The following is a 12,787-nucleotide window of genomic DNA, read 5'->3' as shown; positions in this document are numbered from 1 at the left end:
TCGCCGGACAGATCGAGCACGATATCGCAGCGCGAGGTGACGCCGCTGCGCGGCGGGTCCAGCACGTAACGATCGCGCGAGGAGGGGCGGGGACGCGCATAGTCATCGATTGCAAGCTCGAATGCGCCGAAATGTCCCTTCGCGGATCGGATCGTGCCCTTCACGATCGGGAACACCGTTGCAGCCGGCGGCACCCTGTCGTCGAGTTGCTTCAGCATCACCGTGACGTCGAGGTGATCGGCAAGCAGGCGGCCGGCCTCGATCGCGGCCTCATCGCGCCCGTAGACCAGGATCACGCCCTCGCTCGACAAGGTGACGAGCGGATAATCCGGGGCCGGGATGGAGGCGGATGCGAGCAGGGCGGCCATTTTTGCCCCAGTTCGCGCGCCCTCGCGCGACCAGCCGGCCGTTTCGCGGATGTTGACGAAGCTGATCGCATCAGCCCGTTCGCCGGCCTCGTCCGAAAACTGCGCTGCCTGCTGCGTACAGGCGACCGTCAACACGCCATCCGTCGCAGCGATTTTGCGGAAGTGATCGAGTTCCGCACCGCAGAGGTGGCGAAAACTCTTGACCTCGCCGTTCGGGCATCCGCGTCGGATTGCAGCCACGTCGAGGGGCATCGTGTCTTCGCACGAGCAGATCAGGATGGTCTTCGACGGCTGCTCCAGGTTCATCCCTCCGCCATTCGCACGCCGACGACGGACTCGCGCCGGCCGTTCGCCTCGTATAGACATTATCCCTCGGGAAGAAAAGGAAAGCGGAGGACGGCCTGCCGTCGATTCCAGTGAGCCATGTTTCCGCGGCGGAACCGATCCACCTGCCGCCGCCGTTCACATTGGTGCGATTGCGCGAGAGCGGCGACGCTTTTGCCCATGCATGCCGCATCGCACCGGAGAGCGGCGCCGGAACGCTCGTCTATGTCGGCCGCTTCGACCTCGCCGAGTTCGCCGTTGTGCTCGAGCCGGCCGAGCCGTTGCGCAGCGCGCGGCGCGCGTTCTATGCAGGTATGGTCGCGCTCACCGACGCGCTTCGCGCCTATGCGCCGCCGAGCAAGCCGATCACGATCGGCTGGCCGGATGCGGTCAGGATCGACGGGGGGCTCGTCGGCGGCGGACGGTTGGGCTGGCCTTCGGGAGCCGGCGAGGACGCGCCGCCGCCCTGGCTGGTCTTCGGCGCGATGATACGGACGGTTGCCATGAACGACGACGATCCAGGCATTCACCCGCTGGCCTCCGCGCTCGACCAGGAAGGCTTTGGCGAAGCGGGCGCGGCGCAGATCACGGAGAGTTTCGCCCGGCACCTGATGCTGGCGCTGGACGGATGGCGGGTTGACGGCTTCGACAGCGTGGCGCGTGATTATCTCACCCGCATGCCGCGCGAAAGACAGACCATTCAGCGCATCGACGATGGCGGCGATCTCCTGACGCGCCGTATCGGGACGGATATCATCGAGCGAAGCGACCTCGTCCGGGCGCTCGCGGCGCCGTCCTGGCTCGATCCCGCCCTGGGAGGACCGCGGCTGTGAAGCTCCTGCGTACCATCGCGCTCGATCCCTCCGATACATTTGTCTTCGACGTGGCCGCAGAGCCGGGCGAATGGGCCGTCTCCGGCGCCTTCCGCTTCTGGGATTGCGACGGCGCGACGCTCGAGGGCAAAGCGCGCGCGGCGTTTCGCGGTGGTTTCCTCGGTGTGCAATCCTGGGGTTGGTCGACGCTGGCGCAGATCGTTCCGGCGAGCGAGGACGATTACCGCGGCCTGGTCGATCTCCTGGCGCGGCAACTCGTCGACCGTTTCGGCGCGCCGGACATGGCGGCAGCGAAGACGGCCGCGGAAGAGGAGATCGCGTTCGCGCAGTCGCTCTGCAGCCATCCGATCAGCTCGCTGATTGCGGTGCACCGCACATCAAGTGATGGTGAAGTCCGCGAGTCTTTCCGCCGGCTGCAACTGCGGGAAGGGCAGGGGCATAGCAAGGCCTTCTCGTTCATGGAGATCGAGGACGACGTCCAGCCGGACGGCGATCTCAGGCTCGCGGATCTGGGGCGGGAGCCGAGCATCAGATGAACGATTTCTGGATCGCCTGTGGCCATCATCTGCTCGATCGCGACGAGGGCGGTGGGCTCCGTGTCACCGATGAGTTTCTCAAGGCCTATTTCGCCCGCCCCGAACTGATGCCCCCGGATGACGCGTGCCCGGTCGAACGCCGCCTGCACCGCGAATTGCTCGCCGATCCGCGCCAGCCGGTGAGCGCCGGCGAAATCGCCGGGATCGTCGATGCGGATGCGCGGGAGAATTGGCAGTTCGTGCTGGCGTTCCGCGATCTTCTGCTGCGACATCCGACGCTCGAAGCCGCCTATCTCGCCTCGGTGCGATCAGGGGCGAACGATCTGCCGCCGCTGTTCGTCAACCAGCTGGTGCACGTCATCTTGCGCAATGCGCTCGATGGCTGCGACGACCCGTTCGTGCTGCGCGCCGCCGAGCTGTTCTTCCGGACCCAGCGCATCCTGCCCCATGAGCACGCTTTGTTACTCGGCGACGAGGAGATCGTCGGCGGCCGCAGCCCGACCCCGGTGCTCTCGCTGATGTCGATGCTGGGCGCCACCACCGATGCGGTGGTCGAGGTGTTGAGCGAGGAGAATGCCGAGGCCTATTGGCAGCGCAGCGACCAGTTCGACATGGCCCTCGACCTCACGGCCGGCGGTCGCGGGCCGACTGCGCTGGCGCAGGCGATGACGCGCTGGGTTTCCCATTTGCTGGGCGTCGACGTCGCGATCGAGCCGCTGCGCGCGCTGCACGAGGAAAAGCTCACCTGGTATGTCGGGCTCGATGCCGAGGCCACGCGGCTCGGCGACATTCTGTGGCACGGCGACGAGCTCGGCGAGCGCGACACGGACCGCGTGCTCGCGCTGTTCCGGCTGACCTTTGCGGAATCGAGCCGTGCTCTCGACGACGTCGGGAGCGAGCCGGTCTATTTGATCCTGTCGATGACGGCGGATCAGAAACTCCGGATGAAGCCGCAAAATCTGCTGACGGGGCTGCCGGTGAAGGGTCTGGAGATGGCGACATGAGCCCTGCGGCGTTGCCGACCCTCTCGATTGCCGTCGGTGTCGTGGTCGAGCGGCGCAAGGCCGATTCGCCATGGGTCGATTTCATCTGGCGCGGAATAGCCGTCCTGCCCGACGAGCCGGCGACACGACCCTGGACCGTGCTGCGCGAGCAGGATGGCACGACCCTGTTCTATGCCGGAAGCGCGTCCCTCGATCTCTATCCATCGGAGACGGCGCGCTATCGCGACAATCTCGCCTCCGGCAGTCCGAGCATCTGGACTGTCCTGTCGCCTGCGGAGGGCGCCTGGCCCTACGCCGTCACCACAGTGACCGCTGACCCCGCAGAGGGCGAAGGCTTTACCGAAGCCGCCGACAATCTCGTCGAGGCCGTGCCGATGCCGGAGGTGCTGCGCGAGGCGATCGAAAGCTTCGTGGCCGAGCACCATGTCGAGCGGGAATTCGTCAAGCGCAAGCGGCGCCGTGCCGACCCGGAGGCGCTGGCACGGCGCGAACATGAAGGCGGGCAGGAATGAGTGACGAGGAATTCCTTGCACGTTGGTCCCGCCGCAAACGCGAATCGCAGGCGGAGCCCGCCAAGCCTGCCGCGGCGCAGCCCGCGCCCCAGCCCGAGGCCAGCGAAGGCGAGACCGAGTTCGATTTGTCGAGCCTGCCGTCGCTCGACGAAATCAATGCTGCGACGGACATCACGGCCTTCCTCGGCAAGACGATTCCTCGTGACTTGAGCCGCGCGGCCCTTCGCCGCGCCTGGGTTGCCGATCCCGCCATTCGCGACTTCGTCGGGCTTGCGGAGAATGCATGGGACTTCAACGACCCGACCGCGATGCCGGGCTTCGGCCCGCTGGATTGCTCCTCAGAGGAGCTGGCCGCTCTGGTCGATCGCATCGTCGGCGGCGTCCGCGAGGCGGTCCAGTCTCTCCCCGAGGCGGCGATCGAAACAGGGGATGCTTCGGGCCCATTGCCTCAAGCTGATGTGACAACCTCGTTGGATGCGACTGAAGATGCGACCGAGCCGTTGGATGAGTCGGAGCACCAGGTCATCTCTGCTGCAGTGCAACCGACGCTGACTGAGAGGTCTGCCGAATCTGCCGAGCCGATCAGGGCCCGTAGCCATGGTGGTGCGCTGCCTCGGTGAGAATCACGACCAAAGGCTATAGGCATAAGCTATGGCAGGCGTTGACCGCTGGCGGAGCCCAGATTAGGTTACCTACTGCTTTGTAACAAAAGCGATAATCGGGCAGACGGGACTTGGATGGGAGGTCCACGTGCGGGATGAAGGGCTTGATCGCGCGATCGATGCCGCGGGCGGCATCGCTCAACTTGCGCGCAAAATAGGCATCAGCCAGCCTTCCGTCTCGAATTGGACCCGTGTTCCACCACAGCGGGTGATTGCAGTCGAAACCGCCACCGGCGTCTCCCGCAACGATCTTCGGCCTGACCTCTATGGCGAGCGCACCGGTTCGGCGGAACTCGTCGATCCCATCGACGCGGCGCGCGCACGGGAATACGCGCTGCTCGCGATGCTGCTGTCTGCGCCTCCGCCAAAGCGCCTGCTCGATCAGCTCGCTGCGTTGAGCGCTGACGAAACGCCGCTCGGGCGCGCGCATGCGGCGCTGGCCGACGCCGCCTCGATTGCGGTCGCGGCGAAGGTCGAGCGGGAGTATTTCGACCTGTTCGTCGGGCTCGGCCGTGGAGAAGTGCTGCCCTATGCCTCCTACTATCTCACCGGCTTCCTCAACGAACGGCCCTTGTCGCGCCTGCGTGGAGACCTGACGGCGCTCGGCATCGAGCGGGTCGCCGACAATTCCGAACCCGAAGATCACGCCGCCATCCTGTGCGAGATCATGTCAGGTCTTGCCGACGGCCGCTTCGATGCCTCGCCCGAGGCGCAGCGTGCCTTCTTCGAAAAGCATGTGTCGCCGTGGATGGGGCGGCTGTTCGCCGACATCGAGAGTGCAGGCGAGGCCCGCTTCTATCGGGCAGTCGGCGCGCTCGGCCGCACCTTCATCGAAATCGAGACGGAAGCATTCACATTTGCCAGCTGATCGACGCGGGTCGGTCCGGGAGAGATGCGATGAGTGACGAGACGAAAGCAAAGGTCGGACGCCGCGACTTCCTTCGCAAGGTCGGCCTGGGCACGGCTGGTGTCGGCGCGACGCTTGCGACGCCGCTGGTCGGGTCCGCGCAGGCAGACAGCGAGAACAACGATGAGAAGCGCAAGGCGCGTTACAAGGAATCCGATCACGTGAAGACGTTCTACCGCGTCAACCGCTATCCGGCCTGAGAGGGAGGGCTGCCCGTGCTTATCAAGCGAACACATCAGCGTTCCGATCGCCGCGGTTCCGTCGCCGAATCCCTTGCGGCCCAGGGCGGAGGACTTGATCGCCGCACATTCCTGCGCAAGTCCGGACTGGCCGGCGGCGCGCTCGCGGCGCTGGGGACCATGCCGGTCGGCAGCGTACGCAAGGCCGAAGCCGCCGCCGCCGGGCCGCTGACGGCCGGCGCGGTCGTCAAGAAGAGCATCTGTACGCACTGCGCGGTGGGCTGCACCGTCACGGCGGAAGTGCTCAATGGAGTCTGGATCGGACAGGAGCCGAGCTGGGATTCGCCGATCAACCGTGGCTCGCATTGCGCCAAGGGCGCATCGGTGCGCGAGCTCGTGCACAGCGATCGCCGCCTGCGCTATCCGATGAAGCTGGTGAATGGGCAGTGGACGCGCGTGTCGTGGGACACGGCGGTCAACGAGATCGGCGACAAGCTGCTCCAGGTTCGCGAGAAATCGGGCAGCGATTCCGTCTATTGGCTCGGCTCGGCGAAGATGACCAACGAAGGCGCCTATCTGTTCCGCAAGCTCGGTGCGTTCTGGGGCACCAACAACACCGATCACCAGGCGCGGATCTGCCACTCCACCACCGTCACCGGCGTCGCCAATACCTGGGGCTACGGCGCGATGACGAACAGCATCAACGACATGCGCAACTCCAAGACGATGCTGTTCATCGGCAGCAACGCGGCGGAAGCGCATCCCGTCAGCATGCAGCATTTGCTCGAATCCAAGGAGCTCAACAAGGCGAACTTCATCGTCTTCGATCCGCGCCTGACCCGCACCGCGGCGCACGCCACCGAATATGTCCGGATCCGTCCCGGCACCGACATTCCGGTGCTCTACGGCATGATGTGGCACATCCTGAAGAACGGCTGGGAGGACAAGGAGTTTATCGCCCAGCGCGTCTACGGTTTCGACGACCTTCGCAAGGAGGTCGAGAAGTGGAATCCGCAGGAGGTCGAGCGGGTCACCGGCGTGCCCGCCGCGCAGCTCGAGCGGGTCGCCAAGACGTTCGCCACGCAAAAGCCCACGACCATCATCTGGTGCATGGGCCAGACCCAGCATACGGTCGGCACCGCCAATGTGCGGGCGAGCTGCATCGCGCTGCTGATGACCGGCAATATCGGCAAGGCCGGCGCCGGCGCCAACATCCTGCGCGGCCATGACAACGTGCAGGGCGCAACCGACGTCGGCCTCGATATCGTGACGTTGCCGTTCTACTACGGCCTTGCGGAAGGTGCCTGGAAGCACTGGTCGCGGGTCTGGGAGGTCGACTACGAGTACCTGGTCTCCCGCTTCGACGAGAAGAAGCAGATGGAGACCCCAGGCATCCCGCTGACGCGTTGGTTCGATGCCGCGCTGTTGCCGAAGGCCGACGTCGCACAGAAGGACAACGTCAAGGCCGTCTTCGTTCAGGGCCACGCCAGCAACAGCATCACGCGTATTCCCGAGTCGCTGAAGGGCCTGAAGGCGCTGGAGCTGCTGGTGATCGCAGATCCGCACCCCACCACCTGGGCCTCTCTGGCGGTCGAGGCCGGGCGCAAGGACGGCGTCTATATCCTGCCGGTGGCGACGCAGTTCGAATGCACGGGCTCGCGCGTTGCCTCCAACCGCTCGATGCAATGGGGCGAGCAGATCGTCAAGCCGATCTTCGAATCCAAGGACGACCTCGAGATCATCTATCTCTTGGCGAAGAAGTTCGGCTTCGCCGACAAGATGTTCAAGAACATCAAGGTCGAGAACAATCTCCCGGTGCCCGAGGACGTGCTGCGCGAGATTAACCGCGGAAGCTGGTCGACCGGTTATTGCGGCCAGTCGCCGGAGCGCATCAAGGCGCACATGAAGAACCAGCACAAGTTCGACCTGGTGACGTTGCGCGCGCCCAAGGACGATCCGGAAGTGGGCGGCGACTATTACGGTCTGCCTTGGCCGTGTTGGGGCTCGCCCGAGGTGAAGCATCCGGGCTCGCCGCTGCTCTACAACAACAATCTGCACGTGATGGACGGCGGCGGCGCGTTCCGTCCTCGCTTCGGCATCGAACGCGAGGAAAAGCTGGCGGACGGCACCACGCGAAAGGTGAGCCTGCTCGCCGACAAGTCCTTCTCCAAGGGCTCGGAGATCGAGGACGGCTATCCCGAGTTCACGCTGGCGAGCCTGAAGAAGCTCGGCTGGGACAAGGATCTCACCGAGGCCGAGATGGCGACGATCCAGCGGGTCAACCCGGCCAATCCGGATGCGGTGTCCTGGGCCCTCGATCTCTCGGGCGGCATCCAGCGCGTCGCGCTGAAGCACGGCTGCGTGCCGTTCGGCAACGGCAAGGCGCGCATGAATGCGTTCGGCCTGCCGGATCCGATCCCGGTGCATCGCGAGCCGATCTACACGCCGCGCGTCGATCTCGTCGAGAAATATCCGACCCTGCCCGATGCCAAGCAGTTCCGCCTGCCCAATATCGGCTTCTCGGTGCAGAAGGCGGCGGTGGAGAAGGGGATCGCGAAGCAGTTTCCGCTGATCCTTTCCTCGGGACGTCTCGTCGAATACGAAGGCGGCGGCGAGGAGACCCGCACCAATCCCTGGCTCGCCGAATTGCAGCAGGACATGTTCATCGAGATCAGCCCGGCCGATGCTGCCGATCGCGGTATCAAGGACGGCGGCTGGGTCTGGGTGAGCGGCGCCGAGAACAATTCCCGCGCCAGGATGAAGGCACTCGTGACCGAACGCGTCGGCAAGGGCGTTGCCTGGATGCCGTTCCATTTCGGCGGCTGGCTCGGCGGCAACGACCTGCGCAAGAACTATCCCGCGGGTACCGATCCGATCGTGCTGGGCGAGAGCGCCAACACCATCACGAGTTACGGCTATGATCCTGCAACGGGCATGCAGGAGCCGAAAGTCACGCTTTGTCAGATCGTCGCAGCCTGAGGGGAGCACGCACATGGCTCGGATGAAATTTCTCTGCGACGCCGATCGCTGCATCGAGTGCAACGCTTGCGTCACCGCCTGCAAGAACGAGCACGAGGTGCCCTGGGGCATCAACCGCCGGCGCGTCGTCACCATCAACGACGGCAAGCCGGGCGAGCGCTCGATCTCGATGGCCTGCATGCACTGCACGGACGCGCCCTGCGCGGCCGTGTGCCCGGTGAACTGCTTCTACACCACGGCCGATGCCGTGGTGCTGCACTCCAAGGATCTCTGCATCGGCTGCGGCTATTGCTTCTACGCCTGCCCGTTCGGCGCGCCGCAGTACCCGAAGGTCGGGAACTTCGGCTCGCGCGGCAAGATGGACAAATGCACCTACTGTGCCGGCGGTCCGGAAGCCGACGGCAGCAAGGAGGAATACGAAAAGTACGGCGCGAACCGGCTCGCCGAAGGCAAGCTGCCACTGTGCGCCGAAATGTGCTCGACCAAATCCTTGCTTGCGGGCGACGGCGAGATCATCGCCCAGATCTACAAGGAGCGCGTCACGAAGCGCGGCTATGGCTCGGGTGCATGGGGCTGGAAGACCGCGTATCGCGAGACGATCGAGTCTTGACGTGGGCAGTCGACGGGCGCGCAAGGCTGGGGAGGACGTAATGGCGTCGTTTGCAAGGTTCATTCGTCTGGCGTTTGGTGCCTGGGCGCTGCTTCTTTTGGTGACGGCGGTGCCCGCGAGCGCTCAGCAGGTCAACCCGACCGCGAGCGCGGTCAAGGAGCAGCAGCTTCTGCAGGAGCTCAACCGCATCCAGGGCCGTGTCAGCATTCCCGATCAGCGCTCCCGCGTTCTCGAGCAGCCGCAGGGGCGGGAATGGCGGGAATTCCGCATGGTGACGCTGCCCTGGATCGGCGGCGTTGCCATCATCGGCATGATCGCCGTGATCATGATCTTCTATCTCACCCGCGGCATGGTTCGGCTGGAGAGCGGCCGCTCGGGCCGCACCGTCGTGCGCTTCAACGGTTTCGAACGTTTCGTGCACTGGATGACGGCGACCTGCTTCATCATCCTGGCGATCTCCGGCCTCAACGTCACCTTTGGCCGGCAGCTGCTTTTGCCGCTGATCGGTTTCGAGGCCTTCTCCGAATGGTCGCAATGGGCCAAATACGCCCACAATTATCTGAGTTTTCCGTTCACGCTGGGGGTCGTGTTGATCTTCCTGATGTGGATCGGCGGCAATATTCCCGGCAAGGTGGATATCGAATGGGCCAAGCGCGGCGGCGGCCTGATCGGGCATGATCATCCGCCGGCCTACCGGTTCAATGGCGGCCAGAAGATGATCTACTGGATCGTTGTGCTCGGCGGCGGTCTCGTTGCAGCGTCAGGCTATGCACTGATGTTCCCGTTCTACGGCACGGGGATCGAGGGCATGCAGATGGCCCAGATCGTCCACGCCATCGTGGCGGTCCTGTTCGTCGCAGCGATGATCGGGCACATCTACATCGGCACCATCGGAATGGAAGGCGCGTTCGAGGCCATGGGCTCGGGCGAGGTCGACGTCAACTGGGCGCGCGAGCACCATAGGCTCTGGCTGGACGAGCAGATGGCGCGAACCGGACCGAACGACGGACAACGGCAACCCGCAAGCGCACCGGCCGAATAGCGCGCCGGTGCGGACGTGCCGGCTACCGCTCCGGTTCTTTCATGAACAGGACGGAGCGATCCTGCAGCTCCTGATCGGGAAGCTTTTTAGCCTGACCCGTCTGCATGTCTTGAAGGGACACCATGCCGGGCTGACCGGAACGAGAGACTGTATGCGGCCTGAACACGCTATTGGCCGCACCGGCGAGAAGCATGGCTGCAATAAGCGAGAGCATGAGGAGTTTCATGCGCGTCTCCGTCTGCATCTCCACCCGGCACGATAAATACATCCGGATCGTCAAACCCGATGTGAGCCGTTTCACAGCGCGGGGTTCCATTTGCAGGCGGTTCGAGCTCCCCTGACGACCGTCAACTTCGTCGTCAAGTGGATATCTGCTTGCCAAGGAAGCATCCCATCCCGTACCGGCGCCGTGATCGGTTGACGGCGAATTCCGCCATAAGGCCAGCCATTTGGCTTCTATTCTGTCGCCTCGTCAGGGGGAGCGCGAAAATGGTCCGGCTCTTGCTCTTGCCAGTATGAGAGACTTTGATAAACGTCATACTGTGGGACCGGATGGATGGAACGAGCGGTGAGGCGGACTTTGCGGGCGGTCGAGCCCGGGACGGTGGCACTGCTCGGCGGTCTCGTCGCCGTCAATCTCGCCGCATGGGCCTGGGCCTTTGCGCTGTTTGGCGACCGGCCGACGGTGATGGCGACCGCGCTGCTGGCCTGGGTGTTCGGCCTGCGCCATGCCGTGGACGCCGACCACATCGCCGCCATCGACAACGTCGTACGCAAGCTGATGCAGGCCGGCGGCGCGCCGCGCAGCGTCGGACTCTATTTCGCGCTTGGCCATTCCACGGTGGTGGTCGTCGCGACCATCCTGCTGGCACTGGGCGTCGTGAGCCTTGGGGGCGACAGCCTGCTCAAGGAGATCGGCGGCCTCGTCGGCACCTCGGTCTCGGCACTGTTTCTGCTCGCGGTTGCCGCGATCAATCTCGTCATTTTCGTCGGCTTGTGGCGGACATTTCGCGAGGCACGGGACGAGGGCGTTCACGACCCCGCCAAGCTTGACGCGCTGCTCGCCAAGCGTGGTTTCCTGGCGCGGCTGCTCGGCCCGATGTTCCGCCTGGTGACCAAGCCCTGGCACATGTACCCGCTCGGCTTTCTGTTCGGACTCGGTTTCGATACCGCCACCGAGATCAGCCTGCTCAGCATCTCCGCGAGCGAAGCCGCGCGCGGCACCTCGCTCATCGACGTCCTGGTTTTTCCCGCGCTGTTCGCGTCGGGCATGGCGCTGGTTGACGCGGCCGATTCCGCTCTGATGGTGAGCGCCTATCGCTGGGCATTCGTCGATCCCCTGCGCAAGCTCTGGTACAACCTCACGATAACAGGCGCCTCGGTCGCGGTCGCGCTTTTCATCGGCGGCATCGAGGCGCTGGGGCTGATCGGCGAGCGGCTTGGCCTCTCCGGCGACGCATGGGCCCTGGTCGAGGGCCTCAACGAGTCGCTTGCGAATGTCGGCTTCGTCGTGATCGCGCTGTTCGCGATCGCCTGGCTCGTTTCTGTCGTGCTCTATCGCCGCATGCTTGCGGACGGCCGCCAGCCTGCCGGAACGAAAGTCCTGGAATGCGCCGATGCGACCGAGGCGCCCTTGAGCCCGCCCGTCGTCGCCGCGCGCTGACGGCACTCAACGAAACAGTTTGATCGTGTCACACCGGAAGCGCCTGGCCGCGAGCCGAAAGCGTAGCAGGGACTGCCGATGAGCCGTGAGCTCGATCTCGCCGGCTTTGCAATGCATCCGCTGCGTGGTGCGGTGCTGGCCGAGGTGCATGCTCGCCCATTCACCCGGTTGTTGGCACCGGTCACCGTGTTGCGCTTTGCATTTCTCGGCGAGGGCGCCGCCGCCGCGGCCGACCGGGAGAGGTTCGGCGCATTCTGCATGGCGCACGGGCAGCCGCCGCCGGATGCCGCGACCAAGCATCATCAAGTGACGATCGACGGCATCCAGCTGCGCTGGGAGCAGCACTCCGAGTTCAGCACCTTCACCTGGATCCTGAGCAGCCCCGACGTGCCGCCTCGCCGGTTCGGTGAGATCGGCGAGGGGCCTGCCGCGTTGATCCGGTCGCTTGGCCAGTCCGGCCAATTGCTGGCCGCGGTCAAGCTCGAGGTCGAGCAGACATCGGCGGCGCTGGAGCGTGCCCAGCAACTGTTCGAGAGAGGCAGCCTCGCGATGGCCGCGGTCCGCAGCGGACCTGCCGTCGTTGCATCCGACTTCCGCACCGACGAGCACGGCTTCGTCCGCGTTCTCGTGTGCAATGACGGTCTGTCGCCGGGCCGTCTCGGTGCCCTGGTGCAGCGGGTGCTGGAGATCGAGACCTACCGCACGCTGGCGCTGCTCGGCCTGCCCGCCGCGCTCGAGCTTGCGCCGTCCGTCGATCATATCGGCAGGCGGCTCGTCGAAGTGCTCGAGGAGATGCAGCGCGCCGGAGACCTCAAGCTCAACAATCATCTCCTGGGCGAACTGACGGCATTGGCGGCTGCGCTGGAGCGGGGTGCTGCCGGCAGCCTGTTCCGGTTCGGCGCCAGCCGGGCCTATTACGATATCGTGCAATCCCGTCTCGCCGTGATCGAGGGCGGCGAGATCGCGGGCTATCCGACCTGGTCCTCGTTCCTGGACCGCCGCATGGCACCGGCGATGCGCACCTGCGCGGCGATGGAAGACCGGCAGGCCGGCCTGTCGATCAAGCTCGCGCGCGCGGCCGATCTGCTGCGCACGCGCGTCGATGTCGAGCTCGAGGAGCAGAATCGCGATCTGCTGCGCTCGATGAATGAACGCACCCGGCTGCAAT

The 12,787-nt window shown here is 65.1% G+C and carries 13 protein-coding genes and 1 pseudogene; 12 read left to right on the top strand and 2 right to left on the bottom strand.

Features of this window, described 5'->3' with window-relative positions; genetic code table 11:
- Positions 1-620, bottom strand: a pseudogene (locus tag JHD07_RS08685) (4Fe-4S ferredoxin); the annotation flags it as partial.
- A gap of 164 nt (positions 621-784) precedes the next feature.
- Between JHD07_RS08685 and JHD07_RS08680 the strand changes: the two are divergent.
- From JHD07_RS08680 to JHD07_RS08635, 10 genes are all read left to right on the top strand, one after another.
- On the top strand, positions 785-1,525 hold the full coding sequence (locus JHD07_RS08680) for a biotin/lipoate--protein ligase family protein (RefSeq protein ID WP_291621084.1): 741 nt from the start codon (positions 785-787) through the stop codon (positions 1,523-1,525).
- The gene (locus JHD07_RS08675) at positions 1,522-2,061 is read left to right on the top strand and encodes a DUF6505 family protein (protein ID WP_291621082.1); all 540 of its coding nucleotides are present in this window, start codon (positions 1,522-1,524) and stop codon (positions 2,059-2,061) included. The genes JHD07_RS08680 and JHD07_RS08675 overlap by 4 nt, the downstream gene beginning before the upstream one ends.
- On the top strand, positions 2,058-3,065 hold the full coding sequence (locus tag JHD07_RS08670; RefSeq protein WP_291621080.1) for a DUF6352 family protein: 1,008 nt from the start codon (positions 2,058-2,060) through the stop codon (positions 3,063-3,065). The genes JHD07_RS08675 and JHD07_RS08670 overlap by 4 nt, the downstream gene beginning before the upstream one ends.
- On the top strand, positions 3,062-3,577 hold the full coding sequence (locus tag JHD07_RS08665; protein ID WP_291621078.1) for a DUF3305 domain-containing protein: 516 nt from the start codon (positions 3,062-3,064) through the stop codon (positions 3,575-3,577). The genes JHD07_RS08670 and JHD07_RS08665 overlap by 4 nt, the downstream gene beginning before the upstream one ends.
- Positions 3,574-4,197, top strand: coding sequence for a DUF3306 domain-containing protein (locus tag JHD07_RS08660; protein WP_291621076.1), 624 nt, complete (start codon positions 3,574-3,576; stop codon positions 4,195-4,197). Before JHD07_RS08665 ends, JHD07_RS08660 begins: the two co-directional genes overlap by 4 nt.
- 130 nt (positions 4,198-4,327) lie before the next feature.
- Positions 4,328-5,107 carry a molecular chaperone TorD family protein gene (locus JHD07_RS08655; RefSeq protein ID WP_291621074.1) on the top strand — a complete coding sequence of 260 codons (780 nt, stop codon included), beginning with the start codon at positions 4,328-4,330 and terminating at the stop codon, positions 5,105-5,107.
- Between the two features lie 29 nt (positions 5,108-5,136).
- On the top strand, positions 5,137-5,346 hold the full coding sequence (locus JHD07_RS08650) for a twin-arginine translocation signal domain-containing protein (RefSeq protein WP_291621072.1): 210 nt from the start codon (positions 5,137-5,139) through the stop codon (positions 5,344-5,346).
- Between the two features lie 15 nt (positions 5,347-5,361).
- A complete protein-coding gene (locus JHD07_RS08645; protein WP_291621071.1) occupies positions 5,362-8,304 on the top strand; it encodes a formate dehydrogenase subunit alpha in 2,943 nt (980 codons plus the stop codon).
- 13 nt (positions 8,305-8,317) lie between these two features.
- Positions 8,318-8,914: a formate dehydrogenase FDH3 subunit beta gene (fdh3B, locus tag JHD07_RS08640; RefSeq protein ID WP_131870000.1), complete on the top strand. Its 597-nt coding sequence runs from the start codon at positions 8,318-8,320 to the stop codon at positions 8,912-8,914.
- A gap of 40 nt (positions 8,915-8,954) precedes the next feature.
- The gene (locus JHD07_RS08635; RefSeq protein ID WP_291621066.1) at positions 8,955-9,956 is read left to right on the top strand and encodes a formate dehydrogenase subunit gamma; all 1,002 of its coding nucleotides are present in this window, start codon (positions 8,955-8,957) and stop codon (positions 9,954-9,956) included.
- 22 nt (positions 9,957-9,978) lie between these two features.
- Here JHD07_RS08635 and JHD07_RS08630 read toward each other — a convergent pair whose 3' ends face one another.
- A complete protein-coding gene (locus JHD07_RS08630) occupies positions 9,979-10,182 on the bottom strand; it encodes a hypothetical protein (RefSeq protein WP_291621064.1) in 204 nt (67 codons plus the stop codon).
- Between the two features lie 330 nt (positions 10,183-10,512).
- Here JHD07_RS08630 and JHD07_RS08625 point away from each other — a divergent pair, with 330 nt between their 5' ends.
- On the top strand, positions 10,513-11,619 hold the full coding sequence (locus JHD07_RS08625; protein WP_291621062.1) for a HoxN/HupN/NixA family nickel/cobalt transporter: 1,107 nt from the start codon (positions 10,513-10,515) through the stop codon (positions 11,617-11,619).
- 78 nt (positions 11,620-11,697) lie between these two features.
- Positions 11,698-12,787 (top strand): DUF3422 domain-containing protein (locus tag JHD07_RS08620; RefSeq protein ID WP_291621060.1); only part of this gene is annotated, 1,090 nt, incomplete at its 3' end.

Source organism: Bradyrhizobium sp. (assembly GCF_016462955.1).
In the GTDB taxonomy this organism is placed as follows: Bacteria; Pseudomonadota; Alphaproteobacteria; order Rhizobiales; family Xanthobacteraceae; genus Bradyrhizobium.
Note: the sequence above shows the minus strand (reverse complement) of the source record. Positions and strands in the feature narration are given on the sequence as shown.